A 24,847-nucleotide genomic window follows, 5' to 3' on the forward strand; every position below is an offset into this window, starting at 1 on the left:
TATGAAGAAAACATATCTGGCATTATTCTTTACTACCCGCCTGTATACGATTATTGGTGCACTGGCACTGTTTTTTATACTGGCTTATTTTTTCCCGCTGCTGTATCCCATAGCCTTGTTCCTCGCAGCAGGGTTGGGATTATTGTTGCTGGTAGACCTGTTCTTCCTTTTTACAGCAGGCAGTGATCCATTTCCTGTAAGCAGGGAGATGTCGCAGCGCTTCAGTAACGGCGATGACAACACGGTTCGGTTGCATGTGAAGAACAATTTCAATTTTCCTGTATTCGTAACTATTATCGAAGAATTACCGCTGCAGTTCCAGCTGAGAGATTTCAGGCGGAAAACAATGGTGAAACCCGGGGAGGCAAAAGTAGTGGAATACATATTACGCCCGGTGGAGAGAGGAGAGTACCGGTTTGGTTATACCAATTCATTTGTGAAAAGCCCGATTGGATTTGTGCAAAGGCGTATTGTGAAAGAGAATGAGGAGACGGTGAAAGTATATCCTTCATTTTTGCAGTTACGCAATTACGAGTTGTATACATTCGATGATCGTGTGGGAGAAATGGGGGTACATAAAAAGAAGATGATTGGCCAGAGCATGGAGTTTGATCACATCAAGGAATATGTGAGAGGGGATGATGTAAGAAGGGTGAACTGGAAAGCGACTGCCCGCAGGGGGGGATTGATGGTGAATAACTATGTGGAGGAGAAGTCACAGCAGATCTATTGTATACTTGATAAAGGCAGGGCGATGAAGATGCCTTTTGAGGGCATGACATTACTGGATTATGCGGTCAACTCATCGCTGGTGTTCAGCAATATTGCCTTACAAAAAGGAGATAAGGCAGGCCTGGTAACCCTGATGGAACAGCAGGTAGACGTATTGCCGGCGAGTAGTAAGAAAGTACAGCTGAATAAGATTCTGGATACCCTGTATGCACAGGAAACGCAGTGGCAGGAGAGTGATTATGAAAAACTGGTGATTACATTGCGTAGTCAATTGAACCAGCGGTCCCTGCTTGTGTTGTTTACCAATTTTGAATCTTTATCCGCCTTACACAGGCAGTTGCCTTATTTACGCCGCCTGTCAAAGTACCATTTACTGCTGGTGGTATTCTTTGAGAATACGGAATTGAAGAAAATTACCCAGGATACGGCTATAGAAGTCGAAGACATATACAGGCAGGTGATAGCGCAGAAATTTGCTTATGAAAAGAAGCAGATGGTGCGTGAACTGGCACAATACGGAATTCTTTCGCTGTTGACAACGCCGCAGCAATTGAGTTTGCACCTGATCAACAAATACCTGGAGCTGAAATCACGCTCACTCATTTAATTTTTTTACCGGGATAGTGGTGAGTGCTTTCAGGCGCTCATCATTTTTGTAGGTAGCTGTTGCATTGATGGATTGTATGGAAGTTTCATTGTTGTTAATCAGCAGGTCCTGCCCTAATAATTTTCCCTCACTTACTTCGAAGCTCAGGGCGCTGGTATCCAGCGGAAATATCTTACCTGAGCTATAGATTCCTTCAACATTTAAATAATAGCGGAAGCCCCGTTTCAGGCTGTCGGCATAGTGGTGAAACCGGATGCTCTCCAGTTTGGGGAGTAATATGTCTGCAGTCATAGACTGTGGGATCTCTGTGCCTGTAATGGTCAGGTGGATGGTATAGTTCTGTGAGATCAGGGCTTTTCTGTCCAGCAGGAGGTAGCCATTTTGGAAGGTACCGCTGCTGGGAACGACTTTGATACGGTTCCAGTTGTAATTGCCGCGCAGGAACCCGGGGGTATTCCTTACCTCGCCGTTGGCGTAGGAGATGGAGAGGCCAATGGGAATTTTGTTATAAAGTTCGGGCAGGGAGCTGGAATCGTAGATGGCTTTGATGGCTTTGACTTCCTTTTGCTGGCAGAGGGCTAGGGAGCTAAGGCTGGTAAATAAGATGGTCAGGAATGATTTCATAGGAGAAAGGTATAAAAAATCGTTCCAAACATTGAGAAGGATCTGGGTAGTCTATAGTGCGTCTTTTGTTCATGTAGTTCATTATAAATACATTATAAGTACACCTGTATATCACCTCATTATCCTTTGGATATAGAGGTGATATACAAGTGACGAATTGGTGGCGGAGAAGTGATGAAGAGCGAGCGAATCTTAGCCCTTGTCAACATGGGCAAAGGGTAGACTTAAGCAGGAATGTAGATGGAAGATTAGAAGTTGGTGCTGATATCTTTCCCGGAGTTCAGGGCGATCCTGGTTTCGTTCACCAGGGTATGCACGATTTCGGCGACGCTACTAATTTCATTAACGAGTTCAACGCTCTGGCCGGCGGACCATAATTGTTGATAATTACCGGGTTTTACGGCTTGTTCCAGTTTTTTCATTCCCCGGAGCTGAACGAGCATTTTGAAGTATTTGCGGGTACGGGAATTGTTATTGAGTAGTTTTTCGAACCAGTTTTGTTTATATCCTATTTTCCGGGCGGTGGGGGTATTGATGATATTGCAGGGGGTACCGGAGAGGCGTTCGGTGAGTACGATGTCGTCCATGCCGTATTGGAGGATGGCGTTTTTGTATTCATCGCTGACGGAGGCTTCGTGGCTGGCAATAAACCGGGTGCCTATAGATACGCCATCGGCGCCCAGCAGGAGGGCACTGGCTATCTGGTTGCCGTGGGCGATGCCACCGGCGGCCACGAGCAGTTTACCGGGAAAATGGGTTTGCAGGGAGGGGATGAGCACGTGCATGGGGTAGGGGCCGGCATGGCCACCGGCACCTGCGGTAACGGCGATAAAGCCATCGCAGCCTGCCTGTGCTGCTTTTTCGGCATGGGCCAGGTTAGTCACATCGCAGAGTACTTTTGCGCCATAGCTATGGGCGGCGGCAATGACTTCTTTAGGGCTGCCGAGGGAGGTAATGTAGAGGGGTACTTTGGCATCGGCACAGATCTGAAGGTGTTTGGCGTAGAGCGGGTTCGTTTTTTGAACGATGAGGTTCACGCCATAGGTACCTTGCGGGTGCAGGGAATGGTGTTGGTTCAGCTGGTCGAGTACATCTTTCAGTTCTCCTTCGTGGCGGTAATTGAGGGAGGGGAAGGTGCCTGCGATACCTTGTTCCATAGCGGATCTGACCATAGCTTCGTTACTTACCAGAAACATGGGGGCCATGATCACCGGGTATCGGATGCCCAGGGTGGAGGTTAATTTCATACGTGCGTTTTTATTGGCCTAACTGACCGTTTTCTGCCGTGCGACGTATTTACCCAGGATATCGAATTCCAGGTTAATGATACTGCCGGCTTGGACAGCTGATATATTGGTGTGTTCGTAGGTATATGGAATGACAGCGATGCTGAATTCGGTGTTGGTCACGTTGAAAACAGTGAGGCTGATACCATTGAGGCAGATGGAGCCTTTTTCCACGATGAGGCCGGCGAACTGTGCAGGGAAGCGGAAGCGGTATTCCCAGCTGCCGTTTTGCGGGGTGCAGGAAATGCATTCGCCGGTGGCGTCTACGTGGCCTTGTACGATGTGTCCGTCGATGCGGCCATTAAATACCATGGCTCTTTCCAGGTTTACCTGCTGACCTGGGCTGAGCAGGCCGATATTGCTTTTCTGGAGGGTTTCAGCGACGGCTACGATCTGGTAGATGTCCTTGTCAATATGGGTAACTGTAAGGCAAACCCCATTGTGGGCGATGCTTTGGTCTACTTTTAATTCCGGAGTGAGGGAGGAGCGGACGGTGATGACCATATTGCTACCTTCCTGTTTGGTAGTGATAACTTCGCCTAATGATTCAATTATTCCTGTAAACATGAAACGAAATTATGGAAAAAAGTGGAGGAGTGAGGTGACGGAAGGCAGGCATAAAATTCAAAGTTTAGTTTGTTTTTTTTGAATTAATTGATTTATCTTTGCCTTCCTGAAAAAAAGAGGTATTTATATGTTAATTATCGATTCTAAAGATTGCGAAAATATTGACAAGGCGCTCAAGAAGTACAAAAAGAAATTTGAGAAAGCGCGTATACTGTTACAGCTGAGAGGCCGTCAATCTTTCACTAAACCTTCTGTTAAGCGTCGTACCCAAGTGCTGAAAGCTGTTTACAAACAGCAGCTGGCTACAGGTAAATTTGATGCTTAATACCTGATTACGGATAATTCCAACGCAAAATATGTGATGATTGTAAGGTTTTCGTAACTTTACAATCATCAATTTTTTTGTGTGAGCGAAGTATTACCCCCGGTAGTAGACCGTTTCCTGGCTTATATACAGCTTGAAAAGCGCTATTCAGCGCATACAGTTGTTGCTTATCAGCAGGATCTTATCCAGTTTTTCACTTTTATACGATCTCAATATGGCGATGTGTCCTTATCAGGCATATCGCATTTGCATGTCCGTACCTGGCTGGCAGGATTGATGGAGGAAGGGATGATTGCGAAGACTGTTAACCGGAAAGTTTCTACACTCAAATCATTATTCAAATACGCATTACGGCAGGGGGAAATTACCCAGACCCCTATGACGAAAGTGACGGCGCCTAAATCAGGTAGCCGCTTACCTCATTTTATTGAGGAAAAGGGGATGCAGGCGATTGAGGATAATCGGAGCATGCGGAAGGGGAGGGAGGATCAGGTTATTTTTGGAGATGATCTGGCGGGGAAGACGCATCGGATGATATTTGAGTTATTGTATCATACGGGGATCCGATTGTCAGAGTTAATAGAATTGAAGTCAGTAAATGCAGATATATCCCGATTAACGATTAAAGTAATGGGGAAGGGGGGGAAGGAGCGGATCATACCGATAAGCCCGCTTTTGGCTACTCTAATGAACGAATATAGGGATGCTAAGAAGCGGGAGCTGGCGGAATTTGATATGGATGTGTTACTTGTACATCCGGAATCGGGTCGTAAATTATATCCAAAGTATGTTTACCGGGTGGTGCGGCATTATCTCTCAGCGCACGGGATTACGACGATCAGTGAGAAAAGTCCGCATACACTGCGGCACACATTTGCAACACATTTAATGAATAATGGGGCGGATTTAAATGCCGTGAAGGAGTTATTGGGCCATGCGAGCCTGGCTTCGACGCAGGTGTATACGCATAATACGATAGAAAAGCTGAAGGAAGCGTATAAGAAGGCGCACCCGAAAGGCTAGGTCTGCATTCTCCCATTCAAAGGCGGCCTGCATCTTTTGCCCGGGGTAAATGCAATGAATCCTTTTTCGATTTTCCTGCATTTATATATTAACAAAATATTACTAAATGGTTATGATAATAATCACTTAATTCACTAAATTAGTAATGAGTTCTTTGTATGTTGTTTTTCATTAGTCAGTACACTCTCATGCCATTAAAAAAATTGATTGAAAGCCTATGACGTAATGTTACGAGCATGTACAAGATTGTTATAACTAAAAAAAAATTAGTGCTATGAACGTTCAAATTCAAACTGTGCATTTTGATGCGGATTCCAAATTGATTGATCATGTGAGCAAAAAAATAGCAAAGCTCAACACTTTTTATGACAGGATCATCAGCGTGGAAGTTTTTTTAAAGTTGGATGGAATAGCCCATCAGGTTAAGGATAAAGTAGCTGAGATAAAAGTGCACATTCCGCGCCAGGACTTATTTGTAAAGCACGAAAGCAAATCCTTCGAAGAATCTTTTGACCTCGCCTTTGACTCCGTCGTTAACCAGATTAAGCGTACTAAGGAGAAAAAAATTCAGTAAAACCTTAAAAATATTTTGGAATTAATAATCTGTTTACTACCTTTGCCATCCCGAAACAAAAAAGGGATCGGGCAAAGGTAGTAAAGTTCTTTACTGTAGGGCATTTAAGCCCAAACGATCAGGTACTAAAAAAAGTACGGGTGCTGAAAAAAAAGATTTTGAAAGTTACAAAATACTATTATTTTTGCACCCTCTTAACGAAGCGACTGAGATGCTACTAAAGCAGCGAAAGAAGCACTTAAGATAAGTACACCAGATATATACTTGGTATGCCACCATAGCTCAGTTGGCCAGAGCTACTGATTTGTAATCAGTGGGTCGGGGGTTCGAATCCCTCTGGTGGCTCCGGAGAAATTCCGAAGCAAACAAAATAATACGAGTCCCGCAACGGATGAAGGGTTTGTAAGGTATTTCGGGAGTAAAGAATGGGCAGGTTCCAGAGCGGCCAAATGGGGCGGACTGTAAATCCGCTGACTACGTCTTCACAGGTTCGAATCCTGTCCTGCCCACAAAGTGCAAATGTTCCGCCTTTGCCCATAGCAATGGCGGAACAGTTTTGTTAAGAAGAGGGGCTGAAAAGTGAGAGCGACATGACAATTCAATGAGTTCTTTCTGATATTATTTTAACAAATGCGGGAGTAGCTCAGTTGGTAGAGCGACAGCCTTCCAAGCTGTAGGTCGCGGGTTCGAACCTCGTCTCCCGCTCATAGTTAATTACGAATTTGCTTCGTGATAACCTTGGGCGGAAAGTTTTGCAGAAATATTACACTGGTTCCGTTCAGGTAAAAAATCTCCAAAGCTTTATGAATATTGTTCGTCGTTCAGACTGGTTTCGAAGGGAACTGGAAGACTGGTGGGCGATATAAAGTTCTTTGCAAGTAATTACAATGCTGTTGTAGCTCAGGGGTAGAGCACTTCCTTGGTAAGGAAGAGGTCGAGAGTTCAATTCTCTTCAACAGCTCAAGCGGATTCATTTATAGTCCGGAATCCAACATTTCGTTGTAGCTCAGTGGAAGAGCGGTTTCCGGTAATTGTGCCGGTAATGGTCATGAGTTCAATTCTCATCAGCGGTACAAGTTTGTAAAACCGTTTTAACAAAACACAATCAATACAATCTTTACAAACCATCTAAAAAAAATACAATGGCAAAAGAAACCTTTAAGCGGGATAAACCCCACGTAAACATTGGTACCATCGGCCACGTTGACCACGGTAAAACTACCTTAACTGCTGCCATTACAAATATTTTGGCAAGCAAGGGTCTGGCTGAGAAGAAAGGATATGATGAGATCGATGCCGCACCTGAAGAAAAGGAAAGAGGTATTACCATCAACACTGCACACGTAGAATACCAGACTGCTAATCGTCACTATGCTCACGTAGACTGTCCAGGTCACGCTGACTATGTGAAGAACATGATCACTGGTGCTGCGCAGATGGACGGTGCTATCCTGGTGGTTGCTGCTACAGATGGTCCAATGCCACAAACTAAAGAACACATCCTGCTCGCTCGTCAGGTAGGTGTACCTCGTATCGTTGTTTTCATGAACAAAGTTGACCTGGTAGATGATCCTGAACTGCTGGAACTGGTAGAACTGGAAATCCGCGAGTTGCTGAGCAAATATAACTACGATGGTGACAACACTCCAATCATCAAGGGTTCCGCTACAGGTGCGCTGGCTGGTGAAGAGAAATGGGTTGCTGCTGTAGAAGAGCTGATGACTGCTGTAGATGAATACATTCCTCTGCCTCCTCGTCCGGTTGATTTGCCGTTCCTGATGTCTGTAGAAGACGTATTCTCTATCACAGGTCGTGGTACCGTTGCAACCGGTCGTATCGAACGTGGTAAAATCAAGGTTGGTGAACCAGTTGAAATCGTTGGTCTGATCGAAAAACCACTGACTTCTACTTGTACCGGTGTTGAAATGTTCAAGAAACTGCTCGACGAAGGTGAAGCTGGTGACAACGCTGGTCTGCTGCTGCGTGGTATTGAAAAGAAAGATATCCGTCGTGGTATGGTTATCACTAAACCAGGTACTATCACTCCGCACACTGAATTCAAATGTGAAGTATACGTACTGAGCAAAGAAGAAGGTGGCCGTCATACTCCATTCTTCCAGAAGTATCGCCCTCAGTTCTACTTCCGTACTACGGATGTAACTGGTGAGGTTGAACTGCCAGCTGGTGTTGAAATGGTTATGCCTGGTGATAACATCGGTCTGACTGTTAAACTGATCGCTCCAATCGCTATGGAAAAAGGTCTGAAATTCGCTATCCGCGAAGGTGGACGTACCGTAGGTGCTGGTCAGGTTACTGAAATCGTTAAGTAATCACTTTTTTCAGCATAAAAGCCATTAGCAATTCGCAAATAGCTAGCCGTTAATCAGATTTTTTAGTAAATTCGGTTTCGGTCTTTATATAAGCAAACTGCTAATGGCTTTATACACGGGCATAGTTCAATGGTAGAATAGAGGTCTCCAAAACCTTTGATCAGGGTTCGAATCCTTGTGCCCGTGCAGTGTAAAATTGGTGAAAAGTGAAAGGTGAATTGTGAATTTCATTCGCCATTCACTTTTCACCTTTCATGTTTTCAAACGGTTAATTTTAAACCAATGAACAAGCTCAGAAATTACTTCCGGGAATCCTATCATGAACTGGTGCATAAAGTATCCTGGCCTACCTGGCAGGAACTGCAATCCTCAACAATGATTGTTCTGATCGCTACTGTGGTGATTACCCTCATTGTATGGGGTATGGATGCCCTGTCAAACGTGGTGTTATCACAGTACTATAAAATGTTCTAATAATGATTGAAGCATCCAATAACCCTGCAGAAGAAACAAATGTTCCGACTCAGGATACCAAATGGTATGTACTGAGAGTGGTAAGTGGAAAAGAAAAGAAGGTAAAAGAATACCTGGATATTGAGGTGCGTCGTTCCGATTGGGGAAATGTAATCACACAGATCTTCTTACCTGTTGAGAAAGTTTATAAAGTACAGGCCGGTAAGAAAGTAATGCGCGAAAAGAATTTTTATCCTGGTTATGTGATGATCGAAGCTATAGATGGTAAAATGACCGATGAGGTGATCCAATCCATCCGTAACGTTTCCGGTGTTATTCACTTCCTTGGTAAAGAAAAGCCAATCGCCCTGCGTAAAGCTGAAGTAAATAAAATGTTAGGTAAAGTTGATGAACTGTCTGATTCAGGACTGACCATGAGCGAACCTTTCATCGTCGGAGAAACTATCAAGATCATCGATGGACCATTCAATGACTTTAATGGTATTATCGAAGAAGTGATCGAAGATAAGAAGAAACTGAAAGTGACTGTGAAGATCTTCGGCCGCGCTACTCCAGTAGAGCTGAACTTCATGCAGGTAGAAAAAATAAGCTAAAGAATTTAGGTTTTTTAATAGGAGCCGTTCCGGAAGGGGCGGCTTTTTTTGTTGATAGGGGGCTGAACTAAAAAGTCAAAACAGGCTCTTAGGTCAGCCCCTCATTCATTACTTCTTTCTTGTCAGGTGAATTTCCATGCTTTTGACTTCTTTCCCGTCTTTGCCGGTGTAGTACATTTCCATTGTATGGTGGTCATCGTCCTGGATGGTAATGACTTCTTTCATTTCGATATCTTTTCCTGCCATGGGGTCATATGCTTTGCCGGTGAGGGTGAGGGCGTGTGTGGCATCGTTCCAGGTACCTTCGAGCATCATGATACCGGTGCCCATGTTGTCTACCCATGCATTCTGGAAGATCTTTTTGCCGTTGTCGTAGGCGAGGAGGCCATGGCCTTCGAATTCCATGCCTTCCATATTTCCTTTGTGTACGGATTCCTGGTACCGGCCGCCGAGGATCATTTTATTTTCGGTGACGCCGGTAGATTTGGAGGGTGGGGCGCCGGGGGCCATCCAGAAGGTCGTTTCGTAGGTCCAGGTGCCGTTGGAGTGGGCGAGCATCTGGTGAATTTCCCCCGGGGTCATATAGTCCATCCAGGCTTTCTGGGCGCCCTGATCTTGTGCAAAGATGGGGGCGGCGGCGAGGATGGGAAAGCAAATTAGCAACAGACGTTTCATCGTTTGGTGGATTTTAATATTAAGAGAATGGGTGATTGCAGAACAGTAAGTGATACCAGCGGGCATTTTGGGGAAAATGAAACTGATATAAAGGAATAACAAGGCAGGTGAGTAGAAGGTTGAAGGCAGGGGCAACAATAAAATTATGTGGTGAGGGTTAGGAATTCAGTAAAATTCCATTAGATTTGCGATAGAGGGTGCCGGAACTCTTTGTTAGCCTTCCCTATATAAAACATATACCGGAATAATTTTGCAATAGAATTGTAAGATTTTAACCCCAAACAGATGATAATAGCAAAAAGGATGCCCGAAAGCAAATTCTTTTTGTGATTTATTATATTATTATATACCTTTGCATCCCCTTCAAAAGGTATTTTTTTTCTCCTTTTAGCTTTGGGAGTCTCGCAAGAGACGAGACGTTTCACCAAATAAATTAATAAACAATGGCAAAAGAGATCGCTACGTACGTGAAATTGCAGGTTAAAGGCGGCGCGGCCAACCCTGCACCTCCGATTGGTCCTGCCTTGGGTTCCAAGGGTGTGAACATCATGGAGTTCTGTAAGCAGTTCAATGCCCGTACCCAGGATAAAGCTGGTAAGGTATTGCCTGTATTGCTGACAGTTTACACAGACAAGTCTTTTGATTTCGTAATTAAGACTCCTCCTGCAGCTGTACAGTTGCTGGAAGCAGCCAAATTGCAGAGTGGTTCCAAAGAGCCAAACCGTAACAAGGTTGGTAAAGTTACCTGGGCTCAGGTAGAAGCTATCGCTACAGATAAGATGGCTGACCTGAACTGTTTCACTAAAGAAAGCGCCATGAAGATGGTAGCTGGTACTGCCCGTTCTATGGGTATTACTGTGGATGGTAACGCTCCGTGGAGCAACTAATTGTTTCACCTGTGTATAACGGGTTAACTTTTTAAAACATTTTGCAATGGCAACTAAGAAAAGAAAAGTAGCTGATACAAAAGTGGACAAGAACAAGATCTACTCCCTGAAAGAGGCGTCCACAATTGTAAAAGACATTAACTGCACTAAGTTCGACAGCTCTGTCGATTTACATATCCGTCTGGGCGTTGATCCCAAGAAAGCAGACCAGGCTATCCGTGGTTCCGTAACGCTTCCCCACGGTACTGGTAAAACTAAACGCGTTCTGGTACTTTGCACACCTGACAAAGAGGCTGCTGCGAAAGAAGCTGGAGCTGATCACGTTGGTTTGGACGAGTATATCCAGAAGATTGAAGCTGGCTGGACCGATATCGATGTAATCGTAGCAACTCCTGCTGTGATGCCTAAGATCGGTAAGCTGGGTAAGATCCTGGGTCCACGTAACCTGATGCCGAACCCTAAGACTGGTACTGTTACTAACGATGTAGCGGCTGCAGTTAACGAGGTGAAAGGTGGTAAGATCACCTTTAAGGTAGACAAGGCTGGTATCATCCATGCTTCAATTGGTCGTGTATCATTTGCACCTGAAAAGATCGAACAGAATTCTCAGGAGCTGATCAACGCTATCATCAAGCTGAAACCAGCTACTGCTAAGGGTACTTACCTGAAAGGCCTGGCTATGGCGAGCACAATGAGCCCTGCCATCACGGTTGACACTAAATCTGTTCAAAACTAACTGATTCGCCGGCTGGCAGATCGACAAACTGAGAAAAGCTATGAACAAAGATCAAAAAAATGAAGTGATTGAACTGCTGAAAAGTAAGTTCTCTCAATATAGCAACTTCTACATCACAAACACTGAGTCTCTGACTGTTGAGCAGGTTAACTCTCTGCGTCGTGTTTGTTTTGACAAGAACGTGGAAATGAAGGTGGCTAAGAACACCCTCATTAAGAAAGCGCTGGAATCTCTGGATGCTGAGAAATATGCAGGTGTATATGATGCACTGAATGGTGTAACTGCCCTGATGTTCTCTGATTCTCCAAAGGAACCGGCAGTGATCATCTCTTCTTTCCGTAAGGATAACAAGAAGACTGAAAAACCTGAGCTGAAAGCTGCATTCGTAGGTGATGAAATCTACACTGGCGATGCGCAACTGGCTAACCTGGTTAAGATCAAGACCAAGAACGAACTCATTGGAGACGTTATCGGTCTGTTGCAATCTCCTGCTAAGCGTGTTATCGCTGGTTTGCTCGAGAAAGCAAAGAAAGAGGGCGCAGGTGAAGCTGTTGCTCCAGCAGCTGAATAAGCTGATAGTGAGTGTAATAAACTCACAACCAATAAATTATGGCTTCCAAGTCACAATATAAATCATCAATTTAACTATCAAATTCTTAAAAACATTATACAATGGCAGACGTTAAAGCATTAGCCGAACAATTAGTAGGTTTAACTGTTAAGGAAGTACAAGAACTGGCAGACGTTCTGAAGAGCGAATATGGTATCGAACCAGCTGCTGCTGCAGTTGTTGTTTCTTCTGAAGGTCCAGCTGCTGCTGCAGAAGAAAAAACTGCCTTCAATGTTATCCTGAAATCTGCAGGTGCTAGCAAACTGAACGTAGTTAAGATCGTTAAGGATCTGACTGGTCTTGGTCTGAAAGAAGCTAAGGAACTGGTAGACGGTGCTCCAAAGGAACTGAAAGCTGGTGTTAGCAAGGCTGAAGCAGAAGATCTGAAAGCTAAGCTGACTGAAGCTGGCGCTGAAGTTGAAATTCAGTAATTCTTTGCTTAAGAATACCTCTTTATAAAGGTCAAAAGTGCTTTTTGGCACTTTTGGCCTTCTTCCCTTTGGGAAAGTGTCTTTTTCGGAGCGTCAAAAGGGGAAAATCACCGGGTCGGTGGATTTGACAATTAGGAGAAGACAGAAATTTTTGAGGGTAATTGGCAAAGAATCCTTAATTTCCCCGATTCATGTTGTGATCCACACCTCACAATATTATATAAGTTAATATAACTGCTAACTTCGAATATGTCTCTAAAAAAAGCCCAAACAAGTGAAAGAATAAACTTTGGAAAGATCAAACAAGTAACTGAGACACCGGATCTGTTGGCTATCCAAATTCAATCTTTCAAGGATTTCTTCCAGTTAGAAACCACACCAGACAAGCGTAACAATGAAGGCCTTTTTAAAGTATTCAAGGAGAACTTCCCGATCACAGATACCCGCAATATCTTCAATCTGGAGTTTCTGGACTACTTTGTAGACCCTCCGCGTTATACCATAGAGGAATGTATTGAGCGTGGGCTTACTTATTCTGTACCGCTGAAGGCCAAACTGCGCCTGAGCTGTAACGATGAGGAGCACGTAGACTTCCAGACGATTGTGCAGGACGTGTTCCTTGGGAACATACCCTACATGACTCCAAGAGGTACTTTCGTGATCAATGGGGCCGAGCGTGTAGTTGTATCTCAGCTGCATCGTTCTCCTGGTGTATTCTTCGGTCAGTCTATCCACCCGAACGGTACCAAGATCTACTCTGCAAGGGTGATCCCGTTCAAGGGCGCGTGGATGGAGTTTGCAACTGACATCAACAATGTGATGTATGCATACATTGACCGTAAGAAGAAATTCCCCGTAACTACGCTGTTACGTGCTATCGGGTACGAAACGGATAAGGACATCCTGCAGCTGTTCGGGATGGCTGATGAAGTAAAAGCAGACAAGAAGAGCCTTGATAAATACGCAGGTAAGAAACTGGGTGCCCGTGTACTGAGAAGCTGGGTAGAAGATTTCGTAGATGAAGATACCGGTGAGGTAGTGAGCATCGAACGTAACGAAATCGTGCTGGAGCGTGATAGCATCCTCGATGAAGCAAACATTGAGACGATCGTTGACATGGGTGTGAAGAGTGTATTTGTGCAGAAAGAAGAGGTAAGTGGCGACTTCTCCATCATCTACAATACTTTAAATAAAGATACATCTAACTCCGAGCTGGAAGCCGTTCAGCACATCTACCGTCAATTGCGCGGTGCTGATGCGCCGGATGATGAAACAGCAAGGGGTATCATTGATAAATTATTCTTCTCTGACAAGCGTTATGATCTCGGAGATGTAGGCCGTTATAAGATCAACAGGAAACTGGGTCTGCCTACACCACTGGACATGAAGGTGCTGACCAAAGAAGACATTATCGCGATCATCAAGTACCTGGTGCAGCTGACAAACAGCAAGGCGGAAATCGATGATATCGATCACCTGTCTAACCGTCGTGTACGTACCGTAGGTGAGCAGCTATATGCTCAATTCGGTGTTGGTCTGGCTCGTATGGCCCGTACCATCCGTGAAAGAATGAACGTTCGTGATAATGAAGTATTTACACCGGTAGACCTGATTAACGCGAGGACACTGTCTTCCGTAATCAACTCTTTCTTCGGTACCAGCCAGTTGAGCCAGTTCCTGGATCAAACCAACCCGCTGTCTGAGATCACGCACAAGCGTCGTATCTCCGCGCTGGGCCCCGGTGGTCTGAGTCGTGAAAGAGCAGGTTTCGAGGTACGTGACGTACACTATAGCCACTACGGCCGTCTCTGTACCATTGAAACGCCGGAAGGTCCAAACATCGGTCTGATCTCCACCCTTTGCGTACACGCTAAGGTGAATGATATGGGCTTTATCGAAACTCCTTACCGTAAGGTAAAGAATGGTAAAGTTGATATGGATGCTGTGAAGTTCCTGAGCGCTGAAGAAGAGGATAGTGTGAAGATCGCGCAGGCAAACGCACCATTGGACGAAGTTGGTAACTTCATAAATGATAAGGTGAAATCCCGTGAAACCGGTGACTTCCCAATCCTTGACAGAGAGGAAGTAGAATACATGGACGTGGCTCCGAACCAGATTGTGGGTCTGAGTGCTTCCCTGATTCCGTTCCTTGAGCATGATGATGCCAACCGTGCGTTGATGGGATCAAACATGCAACGTCAGGCAGTACCGCTGATCAATCCACAGGTGCCTATCGTAGGTACTGGCCTGGAAGGAAAGGCAGCCCGTGACTCCCGTTTGCAGATCACTGCTGAGGGTCGTGGTGTGGTAGAATTCGTAGATGCCAATGAAATTCATGTTCGTTACGAGCGTGACGAGATGCAGAAACTGGTATCTTTCGAAGATGATCTGAAGATCTACCACCTGACAAAATTCGTTAAAACCAACCAGAGCACCTGTATCAACCTGCGTCCTGCCGTTAAGAAAGGACAGCAGCTGGAATTCGGTGACTTCCTGACTGAGGGTTATGCAACCCGCGGTGGTGAGTTGGCTCTGGGTCGTAACATGAAAGTGGCGTTCATGCCATGGAAGGGTTACAACTTTGAGGATGCGATTGTAATCTCTGAGCGTGTAGGCCGTGAAGACCTCTTCACATCTATACACATTGATGAATATGAGCTGGAAGTACGTGACACCAAACTGGGTGAAGAAGAACTGACACCAGATATTCCAAACGTAAGTGAGGAAGCAACCAAAGACCTGGATCAGAACGGTATCATCCGTGTAGGTGCGCACATCAAGGAAGGCGACATCCTGATCGGTAAGATCACTCCTCGTGGTGAATCTGATCCTTCTCCTGAAGAAAAACTGCTTCGTGCGATCTTCGGTGATAAGGCTTCCGATGCGAAAGATGCTTCCCTGAAGGCACCTCCAAGCACAGAAGGTGTGGTGATTGACAAGAAATTGTTCAGCCGCGCTAAGAAAGATAAGAACTCCAAGACCCGTGAAAAAGCGGCGCTGGAGAAATTGGAAAAAGTACACCAGAAGAACGAAGAAGACCTGCTGGAAGTGCTGATGAGTAAGCTGTTGACACTGTTGAAGGATAAAACTTCTCAGGGTATTACCAACACTTACGGTGAAGTATTGATCTCCAAAGGCTCTAAGTTCTCTTCCAAGAACCTGGCAAACATCGACTTCCAGAACGTGAACCCACTGGGCTGGACTACAGATGATGTAACCAACGATCAGATCAACACACTGCTGCATAACTATAACATCAAGTACAATGAAGAACTTGGACGTTACAAACGTGAGAAGTTCAACATCAGCATTGGTGATGAGTTACCAGCAGGCGTACTGAAACTGGCTAAGGTATACCTGGCTAGCAAACGTAAGCTGAAAGTGGGTGATAAGATGGCGGGTCGTCACGGTAACAAGGGTATCGTTGCCAAGATTGTACGTGATGAAGACATGCCATTCCTGGAAGACGGTACACCGGTAGATATCGTACTGAACCCACTCGGGGTACCTTCCCGTATGAACCTGGGTCAGATTTACGAAACTGTACTTGGCTGGGCTGGTCTGAAGATGGGAATTAGATTCGCTACTCCTATCTTTGATGGTGCTACTACTGAAGAAATTGCAGGTTATATTGATAATGCAGGTCTGCCAAGCTTCGGCCACACTTACCTGTATGATGGCGAAACCGGTGAGCGTTTCCACCAGAAAGCTACCGTGGGTGTTATCTACATGCTTAAGCTGAGCCACATGGTGGATGATAAGATGCACGCCCGTTCTATCGGACCATACTCCCTCATTACCCAGCAGCCGTTGGGTGGTAAGGCACAGTTCGGTGGTCAGCGTTTTGGTGAGATGGAGGTGTGGGCATTGGAAGCATACGGTGCGTCCAACATTCTGCAGGAGCTGTTAACCATTAAATCTGATGACATTGTAGGCCGTGCCAAAGCTTATGAGTCTATCGTGAAAGGCGATAACATTCCGAAAGCCGGTGTACCTGAATCATTCAACGTATTGATTCATGAGTTACGCGGTCTGGGTCTGGATCTGAAATTTGAATAGTAGTTTAAGCTATAAATAGCTACAAGCTGCAGGAAGCGGTCCTTAAAAGGGGCAGGCGGCCTGTGGCTTGCAGCTTGTAAAGCCGGAACTCTTTTTCCCATGTGAATTTTCTTTAAACAACATACAATGGCCATCAAGAAAGAAAATCGTCCTAAATCAAACTTTAATAGCATTACCATTAGCCTGGCGTCTCCGGATAGCATCCTGGAGCGTTCCTATGGGGAAGTGCTGAAGCCGGAAACCATCAACTACCGTACTTATAAGCCGGAGCGTGATGGTTTGTTCTGCGAAAGGATATTCGGCCCTGTAAAGGACTATGAGTGTTACTGCGGTAAATACAAACGTATCCGTTATAAGGGTATCGTATGTGACCGTTGTGGTGTGGAAGTGACTGAAAAGAAAGTACGTCGCGAAAGAATGGGCCACATCCGCCTGGTTGTACCTGTTGTTCATATCTGGTATTTTAAATCTCTTCCAAATAAGATCGGTTACCTGCTGGGTATGAGCTCCAAGAAACTGGAGACTATCGTGTATTATGAAAGATACGTGATCATCCAGGCTGGTGCTAAACAGGAGAAAGGCCTGAATTATGGTGACCTCCTGACCGAAGAAGAATATCTCGACATCCTGGATACCCTGCCAAAGGATAACCAGCTGCTGAGTGATGATGATCCTAACAAGTTCATCGCTAAGATGGGTGCTGAAGCGGTAGAAATGATGCTGGCCAGAATTGATCTGGATGGCCTTTCTTACCAGCTGCGTAACCAGGCTGCAACTGAAACCAGCCAGCAACGTAAAGCGGAAGCCCTGAAACGCCTGAGCGTAGTAGAAGCTTTCCGTGAAGCAAATGGTCGTGTTGAAAACCGTCCTGAATGGATGGTCATGCAATATATCCCTGTTGTTCCACCAGAACTGCGTCCGTTAGTTCCATTGGACGGTGGTCGTTTCGCGTCTTCTGACCTGAACGATCTGTACCGCAGGGTAATTATCCGTAACAACCGTCTGAAACGCCTGATCGAGATCAAGGCACCAGAGGTGATCCTGCGTAACGAAAAACGTATGCTGCAGGAAGCGGTTGACTCCCTCTTCGATAACAGCCGTAAATCAAATGCGGTGAAAGCGGAAGGTGGTCGTGCACTGAAATCTCTCTCCGATGTACTGAAAGGTAAACAAGGTCGTTTCCGTCAGAACTTGCTTGGTAAACGTGTTGACTATTCCGGTCGTTCCGTAATCGTGGTAGGTCCTGAACTGAAACTGCATGAATGTGGTCTGCCAAAAGATATGGCGGCAGAGCTGTTCAAACCATTTATCATTCGTAAGCTGATCGAAAGAGGTATCGTTAAGACTGTAAAATCTGCGAAGAAACTGGTAGACAGGAAGGAAGCAGTAGTTTGGGATATCCTTGAAAACGTACTGAAAGGACACCCGGTGATGCTGAACCGTGCTCCAACGCTGCACCGTCTCTCCATCCAGGCATTCCAGCCTAAACTGGTGGAAGGTAAAGCGATCCAGCTGCACCCGCTCGTGTGTTCTGCGTTCAACGCGGATTTCGATGGTGACCAGATGGCGGTACACGTACCGTTGAGCAATGCTGCGGTCCTGGAAGCACAGTTGCTGATGCTGTCTTCACATAACATCCTCAACCCACAGAATGGTACACCAATCACCCTGCCTTCACAGGACATGGTCCTTGGTCTGTACTACATCACCAAGGGTAAGAAATCTACCCCTACTGAAAAAGTAGAAGGTGAGGGTATGGCCTTCTATTCTGCAGAAGAGGTGATCATCGCTTATAACGAACAGAAAGTGAACCTGCACGCTAACATCCGCGTAAAGGCAAACGTTCGTAACGATAAGGGTGAGATCGTAAACAAACTGATCGAAACCACAGTAGGTCGTGTGATCTTTAACCAGCACGTTCCAAAAGAAGCTGGTTATGTAAACGCACTGCTGACCAAGAAATCACTGCGTGAGATCATTGGTGACATCATCAAATACACTGACATCCCGAAAACTGCGAAGTTCCTGGATGATATCAAGCAATTAGGTTTCCGTACGGCGTTCCGTGGTGGTCTGTCCTTCAACATCAATGACCTGATCATCCCTGAGGTGAAACAACTGATGATTGACGGTGCAGCCAGCGAGGTTGACGAAGTATGGGATAACTATAACATGGGTCTGATCACGAATAACGAACGTTATAACCAGATTATCGATATCTGGTCTCGTGTGGATACCAAGGTAACTGAAACGCTGATCCGCGAGCTGGCGAATGACAAGCAGGGCTTCAACTCTGTGTACATGATGCTTGACTCCGGTGCGCGTGGTTCCAAACAGCAGATCAAGCAGCTGGCAGGTCTGAGAGGATTGATGGCCAAGCCACGTAAGAGTGGTTCTACCGGTTCAGAGATCATCGAAAACCCGATCCTGTCCAACTTTAAGGATGGTCTGAACGTATTGGAATACTTCATCTCTACGCACGGTGCGCGTAAAGGTCTTGCGGATACGGCGTTGAAAACAGCGGATGCTGGTTATCTGACCCGTCGTCTCGTAGACGTTGCACAGGACGTGGTGATCAACGAAGAAGACTGTGGTACACTGCGTGGTATCGCTACTTCAGCGCTGAAAGACAATGAAGAAATCGTAGAACCATTATACGATCGTATCCTGGGCCGTACATCCCTGCAGGATGTATTTGATCCTCATACCGAAGAGCTGATCGTGGAAGCAGGTGGAATAATCGATGAGGATATCGCTCACCGTATCGAACACAGTTCAATTGACACTGTTGAGATCCGTTCCGTACTGACTTGCGAAAGCCGCAGAGGTGTGTGTGTGAAGTGTTATGGTAAGAACCTGGCAACCGGTTATACAACTCAGCGTGGTGATGCAGTAGGTATCATCGCTGCTCAGTCCATCGGTGAGCCTGGTACTCAGCTGACACTGCGTACCTTCCACGTGGGTGGTGTGGCTGGTTCTACATCTGTAGATACCGGTCTGCAAGCTAAGTTCGAAGGTACCGTACAATTCGATGGTCTGCGTACTACTACATACGAAAACAACGATGGTGAAAAAGTACAGGTGGTAATTGGCCGTACAGGTGAATTACGTATCGTAGACGTGAAGAACGATCGTCTGCTGATCACCAACAACATCCCTTACGGTTCTACACTGCTGGTAAAAGATGGCCAGAAGGTAGTGAAAGGTGATGTAATCTGTACATGGGATCCATACAACGCCGTTATCGTATCTGAAATCGCTGGTAACATCCGTTTTGATAGCATCATCGAAGGTATCACCTTCCGTGAAGAGGCTGACGAACAGACTGGTCACCGTGAGAAAGTGGTTATCGAAACCAAGGATAAGAACAAGATCCCTTCCCTGTTCGTAGATGGTAACAAGGAAGTGAAATCATATAACTTACCAGTAGGTTCCCACATCGTAATCGAAGAAGGTGAAACGGTAAGAGCAGGTCAGGTAATCGTGAAGATCCCACGTATCCTCGGTAAACTGAGAGATATCACAGGTGGTCTGCCACGTGTAACTGAACTGTTTGAAGCACGTAACCCAAGCAACCCTGCTATCGTATCTGAGATCGATGGTGTTGTTGCTTTCGGTAACATCAAACGTGGTAACCGTGAGATCATCATCGAAAGCCGCGAAGGTCAGATCAAGAAATACCTGGTGCCATTGACACGTCATATCCTGGTACAGGATGGTGACTTCGTGAAAGCGGGTACTGCATTGTCTGATGGTTCTATCACTCCGGCTGATATCCTCTCCATCAAGGGTCCGTTTGCTGTACAGGAATACCTGGTAAATGAGATTCAGGAGGTTTACCGCTTACAGGGTGTGAAGATCAACGACAAGCATATTGAGGTGATCGTACGCCAGATGATGCGTAAGGTGAACATCGAAGATCCGGGCGATACCCGCTTCCTCGAAGGAGATACCACTGATAAGTTTGAATTCTTTGAAGAAAACGACCATATATTCGATAAGAAGGTTGTAACAGAAGCTGGCGAGTCAACAGTGTTGAAAGCTGGTCAGATTGTTACCCTGCGCCAGGTAAGAGAAGAAAACTCTCTGCTGCGCCGTTCGGACAGGAAACTGGTTGAGTTCCGCGATGCGAAACCAGCTACTTCCAGCCCGCTGCTGCAAGGTATTACCAAGGCGTCTCTGGGTACACATAGCTGGATCTCTGCTGCGTCCTTCCAGGAAACTACCAAGGTACTGTCTTCTGCTGCCATCAACGGTAAGATAGATGACATGCTGGGTCTGAAGGAGAATGTGATCACAGGTCACCTGATCCCTGCAGGTACAGGTTTACGTGAGTTCGAAAACATGATCGTAGGTTCCAAAGAAGAATACGATATCCTGGCATCTTCTAAAGAAGTGTTCCAGTTCGATGAAGAAGAATAAGCGAAACGCTCAAACTATAAAAAATGTCCCGGCTCTACGCACGGGACATTTTTTTTACGTGTAACTTTCGGGCAATTTTCAGGTACTAAAGCATGCTGCCTTTCCTTTTTTGTAAGAGGCATCAGGTTTCAATACCAATTGTTATAAACAAGTTTGATTGTGAAAAAACTCATTGTACTACTGGTGGTTATAGCAGGGATCTGGGCTTGCAACAAGGATAGTGACAGTTCCATTCCTGATACTGCTTCTTATATAAATGTATATGTTGCCAATCCGGATGCCAGTTATGATGCGGTGCTGGATACTGCTTCTCTGGGCACAGGCCTGAGCCTGGGAGAATATACAGGTTATAAATCCTTTATTGCAAAGCGTTATAACCTGTGCATATTTGCGAGTGGAAACAGGAGTGATACTTTGATCCAGGGGCAGATCAGTCTGCGTAATAATCATCACTATACTATTTTCTTTGAGAAGAATCACAATGGAGTATTGCAGTTACTGGCTACTGAGGACCAGATTGGCGGGAGTAGCAAAACGGCTGGTTACCTGCGTGTTGTGAACCTGAGTGATACTTATCTTACGAGTGGTGCAGCGATGGTATTGAATTACAATGTGGATAGTACGAAGACCTATACTAATATTGGTTACCTGGGTGTGAGTGTATTCAAGGAGATCACGCCGGGGGCTCATAAACTGGATATACGAAGTGTTGCCGATTCCGTGAGTCGCCTGTATAACAATGCGGCAGATTTTACCATTGAGGCAGGAAAGAGTTATAGTTTCATTTCTTATGGAAATGCTTTGAAGGCTGATAGTTTCACGGTGACGACCTTTCAACATAATTAAAATGTGAAAGAGTTGTTAAGAAACTATAGACATTAGTATTATAACGTAAAAACCTTATTTTAGCCGTTTAATTTTTAAAACGTATTTAAGGAGATTAAAAAATCCACCTAACAACATGCGCACTAAACAAATTGTGAAAAGCGGATTATTGGCAGCATTTGCGGCCGGAACTTTTATGGCTTGTCAACAACCTGCTAAGCAGAATACTGAATCATCAACACCTGCAGCAGGTACCAGCGCGTCGGCCGCATCAAACGGTCTCGTTATTGCTTATGTGGATATTGATACTGTAGAAGCCTATTACAGCTACTTCAAGCAGAAGAAAACTGAGCTGGAATCCAATCAACAGGCGATAGAAAACGAATTGCAGGCTAATGTGCGTGCATTGCAGAACGAAGCTGCTGATTTTCAGCGTAAGGCAAACACCATGACCCAGTCAGAAGGTGAAACTGCGCAGCGTACCCTGTATCAGAAACAGCAACAGCTGGAGGGTAAAGCACAGAATATGCGTGCAAAGTATGCTGAACAGGAGAACAAATTCAACGAAGAGCTGCAGAAGCGTCTGAACGATTTCCTGGAGAAATTCAATGCTGACAAGCGTTATGCATACATTATGTCTTACCGTACGGGTGCAAGCAATATCCTGTACAAGGACAAGAAATATGACATTACTCCTGAGGTGATTAAGGGCCTGAACGAGGCAAATCCGGCTGAGGTAAAAAAATAAATAGTTGCTATAGCAAAAACATATAAAAAAGTTTTTAACTTGGAATCCCGTTCCGTAAATGTTTCAGTTTATATGAAACTTCACGGAACGGGATTTTTGGTAGTTACAGACCAGCTATTTTATTGAGTAATTCCACCTGGCTGCTGGCTGTAGTGCAACAGATCAACGAAAATCTTTTATGAGTAACCAGGACACAAATAACCATCAGACGGCGTTCCGTCCCAGTCTTAGTTTGCTGGATGCAACCATGATCGTAGCCGGATCGATGATCGGATCGGGAGTATTTCTCGTATCAGCGGAGATCACCAGGTCCATCGGAAGTGCCGGATGGCTTACCCTGATGTGGGTATTAGGTGGTATTGTGACCATTATAGCCGCTGTTAGTTACGGTGAATTGTCTGGGATGTACCCACGTGCCGGCGGTCAGTATGTGTACCTCAGAGAGGCTTATAATCCCTTTATCGCGTTTTTATTTGGCTGGACACAGTTTGGTGTGATCCAGGCTGGCACAATAGCGGCGGTAGCTGTCGCATTTGCAAAGTATTCAGCGTTTATCGTGCCTTTTTTCAGTGAGGATAACATCCTGCTGAACCTGGGGCTGTTTACGGTATCGGCAGCACAGGTGCTGGCTATTATTTCTATCGTGGTACTTACCTGGATCAATACTCGGGGGATCAGGAACGGGAAGATCATCCAGACGGTATTTACACTGGCTAAGCTGGTTTCGTTGTTTGGTTTGATTGTATTCGGGTTTTTCCTGGGAGCGAAGGCAGAGGTGTGGTCGGCGAACTGGGAGCATGCCTGGGATGCGATGAGTGTAGCAAAGGATGCGAACGGGCAAATCGTGACTACGGCGTTGTCTGGCCTGGCATTATTTGGGGCTGTGGCGATTTCTATGAAGGGTTCATTGTTCAGCAGTGATGCCTGGAATAACATTACTTTTATAGCGGCGGAGATTAAGAATCCGCAGCGGAATATAGGCAGGGCTTTGTTTTTGGGTACTTTCCTGGTAACAATTGTATATGTGAGTGCGAACCTGATGTACATAGCAGTATTACCTTTACAGGAAATTGCATTTGTACCAAAAGACCGCGTCGCGGTTGCAGCGGCAACACATATCTTTGGTAACGGAGGTGCGATAGTGATCGCTGTTATGATCATGGTATCGACCTTCGGTTGTAATAATGGATTAACCCTGGCCGGCGCCCGTATCTACTACACCATGGCGCAGGACAAATTGTTCTTCAAAAAGGCAGGAGAACTTAATAAGTATAATGTTCCAGCCAACGGATTATGGATTCAATGCCTGTGGTCTTCTTTACTATGTTTGACGGGGAAATACGGAGATTTGTTGACCATGGTAATATTTGGAGTACTGATATTTTATGTGATCACTATTCTGGGTATTTTCATTCTTCGCCGTAAGCAGCCGGATACGCCTCGTCCATACAAAGCATTTGGTTATCCTGTATTACCTTTGTTGTATATAATAGTTGCGGCATCATTGGCGTTATTATTACTGAAATTTGAATTCAGCTATGCTATATCAGGGCTGGGTATTATTCTGTTAGGAATCCCGGTTTACTATATAGCTATGGCGAGGGCAAAATAACTGGAAAGGACAACAAAATGTAATGTGACACAAAAGTTGTATGTAAAATGGTTGGAAATTTATGCGGCTGTTGTGGAAATTTCAGTGAATTGATGTAATTTGCATAGAGACTTCCGGAGGACCCGACGAATTGGATTGTGTGTAACCCTTGACGAACACGTATGAATAGAAAACCCTTTGTCAACACTGTGTGCACCTGGTGGGGTATCTTATCATAGTCATCACAACTACAGACACGAAGGCCCGCAGAATTACAGACCGATAAGGATGGAATTGTGTTAACGAATCAGGATTGTGTGTAAACAAGTATTGTTGCATGGAATAACCTTGTCATTGTTTCCCGGCTGGGTGTAGCGTTGTTACCCGATAAGGTGTAGCGAATTACCGGAAGGCTAGACAACTAAACTTATATTCAAAAAGACATTTACTGATTTTATAAATCATTCAAGATATTTTTCTCATTAGGTGGGAGCTGTAAGATATGTTAAGATCTTAGGCTCCATGGTAAACCATTAAAAGCCTACACGATTTGCATTCTCGAACATTCACATGACAATCTTAACAACAAGCGTAAGGTATCTACCTTACGCTTTTTTTTTGGTCAGCACCTGGCAGCCGGCTGAGAAGATTCATTTTTTATCTGGCCTATGTTAAGCAATTATTAACTCCATTTTTCGATTAGTACTCTCTCTCTGTTACAACGTACT

General features: G+C 45.2%; 20 protein-coding genes, 5 tRNA genes and 1 pseudogene. 22 read left to right on the top strand and 4 right to left on the bottom strand.

Annotated features, from left to right (window positions below):
• The first annotated feature begins 1 nt into the window (after position 1).
• Entirely contained in the window at positions 2 to 1,339 is a 1,338-nt protein-coding gene (locus tag U0033_RS26015; protein WP_072360718.1) for a DUF58 domain-containing protein, read from the top strand.
• Here U0033_RS26015 and U0033_RS26020 read toward each other — a convergent pair.
• The 3 genes from U0033_RS26020 to U0033_RS26030 all read right to left on the bottom strand — a co-directional run bounded on the left by U0033_RS26020 (position 1,328) and on the right by U0033_RS26030 (position 3,816).
• Positions 1,328 to 1,963 (bottom strand): hypothetical protein, encoded by a 636-nt coding sequence (locus U0033_RS26020; protein ID WP_072360720.1) that lies wholly within the window; start codon positions 1,961 to 1,963, stop codon positions 1,328 to 1,330. The two genes, U0033_RS26015 and U0033_RS26020, sit on opposite strands and share 12 nt — an antisense overlap.
• Positions 1,964 to 2,211: 248 nt before the next feature.
• Complete coding sequence (locus tag U0033_RS26025; RefSeq protein ID WP_072360722.1) at positions 2,212 to 3,210, bottom strand: NAD(P)H-dependent flavin oxidoreductase; 999 nt, start codon at positions 3,208 to 3,210, stop codon at positions 2,212 to 2,214.
• An 18-nt stretch (positions 3,211 to 3,228) separates the two neighbouring features.
• The gene (locus U0033_RS26030) at positions 3,229 to 3,816 is read right to left on the bottom strand and encodes a riboflavin synthase (protein WP_072360723.1); all 588 of its coding nucleotides are present in this window, start codon (positions 3,814 to 3,816) and stop codon (positions 3,229 to 3,231) included.
• A 127-nt stretch (positions 3,817 to 3,943) separates the two neighbouring features.
• Here U0033_RS26030 and rpsU point away from each other — a divergent pair, with 127 nt between their 5' ends.
• The 12 genes and pseudogenes from rpsU to nusG all read left to right on the top strand — a co-directional run bounded on the left by rpsU (position 3,944) and on the right by nusG (position 9,135).
• Positions 3,944 to 4,141 carry a 30S ribosomal protein S21 gene (gene rpsU / locus U0033_RS26035; RefSeq protein ID WP_072360725.1) on the top strand — a complete coding sequence of 66 codons (198 nt, stop codon included), beginning with the start codon at positions 3,944 to 3,946 and terminating at the stop codon, positions 4,139 to 4,141.
• 81 nt (positions 4,142 to 4,222) lie between these two features.
• The gene (locus U0033_RS26040) at positions 4,223 to 5,164 is read left to right on the top strand and encodes a tyrosine-type recombinase/integrase (protein WP_072360727.1); all 942 of its coding nucleotides are present in this window, start codon (positions 4,223 to 4,225) and stop codon (positions 5,162 to 5,164) included.
• 274 nt (positions 5,165 to 5,438) lie between these two features.
• A complete protein-coding gene (hpf, locus tag U0033_RS26045) occupies positions 5,439 to 5,738 on the top strand; it encodes a ribosome hibernation-promoting factor, HPF/YfiA family (RefSeq protein WP_072360729.1) in 300 nt (99 codons plus the stop codon).
• 271 nt (positions 5,739 to 6,009) lie between these two features.
• Positions 6,010 to 6,083: transfer RNA gene (locus U0033_RS26050), tRNA-Thr, on the top strand.
• 82 nt (positions 6,084 to 6,165) lie between these two features.
• Positions 6,166 to 6,247: transfer RNA gene (locus tag U0033_RS26055), tRNA-Tyr, on the top strand.
• A 123-nt stretch (positions 6,248 to 6,370) separates the two neighbouring features.
• A tRNA-Gly gene (locus tag U0033_RS26060) sits at positions 6,371 to 6,443 on the top strand.
• A gap of 184 nt (positions 6,444 to 6,627) precedes the next feature.
• Positions 6,628 to 6,699 (top strand) — tRNA-Thr (locus U0033_RS26065).
• 36 nt (positions 6,700 to 6,735) lie between these two features.
• Positions 6,736 to 6,811 (top strand): annotated as a pseudogene (locus tag U0033_RS26070).
• A gap of 69 nt (positions 6,812 to 6,880) precedes the next feature.
• Positions 6,881 to 8,068, top strand: a complete 1,188-nt coding sequence (gene tuf / locus U0033_RS26075) for an elongation factor Tu (protein WP_072360731.1) — start codon at positions 6,881 to 6,883, stop codon at positions 8,066 to 8,068.
• 115 nt (positions 8,069 to 8,183) lie between these two features.
• Positions 8,184 to 8,254, top strand: a tRNA-Trp gene (locus tag U0033_RS26080).
• Positions 8,255 to 8,350: 96 nt separating this feature from the next.
• Positions 8,351 to 8,542: a preprotein translocase subunit SecE gene (gene secE / locus U0033_RS26085; RefSeq protein ID WP_072360733.1), complete on the top strand. Its 192-nt coding sequence runs from the start codon at positions 8,351 to 8,353 to the stop codon at positions 8,540 to 8,542.
• A 2-nt stretch (positions 8,543 to 8,544) separates the two neighbouring features.
• Positions 8,545 to 9,135, top strand: a complete 591-nt coding sequence (gene nusG / locus U0033_RS26090) for a transcription termination/antitermination protein NusG (protein WP_072360736.1) — start codon at positions 8,545 to 8,547, stop codon at positions 9,133 to 9,135.
• A 108-nt stretch (positions 9,136 to 9,243) separates the two neighbouring features.
• On the opposite strand, the gene U0033_RS26095 is transcribed toward nusG, so the two are convergent.
• Complete coding sequence (locus U0033_RS26095; protein WP_072360910.1) at positions 9,244 to 9,810, bottom strand: DUF1579 domain-containing protein; 567 nt, start codon at positions 9,808 to 9,810, stop codon at positions 9,244 to 9,246.
• Positions 9,811 to 10,253: 443 nt separating this feature from the next.
• Here U0033_RS26095 and rplK point away from each other — a divergent pair, with 443 nt between their 5' ends.
• The 9 genes from rplK (at position 10,254) to U0033_RS26140 (ending at position 24,140) form a co-directional block, all read left to right on the top strand.
• Positions 10,254 to 10,697: a 50S ribosomal protein L11 gene (gene rplK / locus U0033_RS26100; RefSeq protein ID WP_072360740.1), complete on the top strand. Its 444-nt coding sequence runs from the start codon at positions 10,254 to 10,256 to the stop codon at positions 10,695 to 10,697.
• A 46-nt stretch (positions 10,698 to 10,743) separates the two neighbouring features.
• The gene (gene rplA, locus U0033_RS26105; protein WP_072360742.1) at positions 10,744 to 11,433 is read left to right on the top strand and encodes a 50S ribosomal protein L1; all 690 of its coding nucleotides are present in this window, start codon (positions 10,744 to 10,746) and stop codon (positions 11,431 to 11,433) included.
• Between the two features lie 40 nt (positions 11,434 to 11,473).
• On the top strand, positions 11,474 to 12,004 hold the full coding sequence (gene rplJ, locus U0033_RS26110) for a 50S ribosomal protein L10 (RefSeq protein WP_072360744.1): 531 nt from the start codon (positions 11,474 to 11,476) through the stop codon (positions 12,002 to 12,004).
• 101 nt (positions 12,005 to 12,105) lie between these two features.
• Positions 12,106 to 12,474: a 50S ribosomal protein L7/L12 gene (gene rplL, locus U0033_RS26115; RefSeq protein ID WP_072360746.1), complete on the top strand. Its 369-nt coding sequence runs from the start codon at positions 12,106 to 12,108 to the stop codon at positions 12,472 to 12,474.
• 249 nt (positions 12,475 to 12,723) lie between these two features.
• The gene (gene rpoB, locus U0033_RS26120; RefSeq protein ID WP_072360748.1) at positions 12,724 to 16,533 is read left to right on the top strand and encodes a DNA-directed RNA polymerase subunit beta; all 3,810 of its coding nucleotides are present in this window, start codon (positions 12,724 to 12,726) and stop codon (positions 16,531 to 16,533) included.
• Positions 16,534 to 16,659: 126 nt separating this feature from the next.
• On the top strand, positions 16,660 to 20,955 hold the full coding sequence (rpoC, locus tag U0033_RS26125) for a DNA-directed RNA polymerase subunit beta' (RefSeq protein ID WP_072360750.1): 4,296 nt from the start codon (positions 16,660 to 16,662) through the stop codon (positions 20,953 to 20,955).
• Between the two features lie 159 nt (positions 20,956 to 21,114).
• Positions 21,115 to 21,801 (top strand): DUF4397 domain-containing protein, encoded by a 687-nt coding sequence (locus U0033_RS26130; RefSeq protein ID WP_177318596.1) that lies wholly within the window; start codon positions 21,115 to 21,117, stop codon positions 21,799 to 21,801.
• A 115-nt stretch (positions 21,802 to 21,916) separates the two neighbouring features.
• A complete protein-coding gene (locus U0033_RS26135) occupies positions 21,917 to 22,528 on the top strand; it encodes an OmpH family outer membrane protein (RefSeq protein WP_072360754.1) in 612 nt (203 codons plus the stop codon).
• Between the two features lie 178 nt (positions 22,529 to 22,706).
• Entirely contained in the window at positions 22,707 to 24,140 is a 1,434-nt protein-coding gene (locus U0033_RS26140; RefSeq protein WP_072360756.1) for an APC family permease, read from the top strand.
• The last annotated feature ends 707 nt before the right edge of the window (positions 24,141 to 24,847 follow it).

Source organism: Chitinophaga sancti, assembly GCF_034424315.1.
Classification (GTDB): domain Bacteria; phylum Bacteroidota; class Bacteroidia; order Chitinophagales; family Chitinophagaceae; genus Chitinophaga; species Chitinophaga sancti.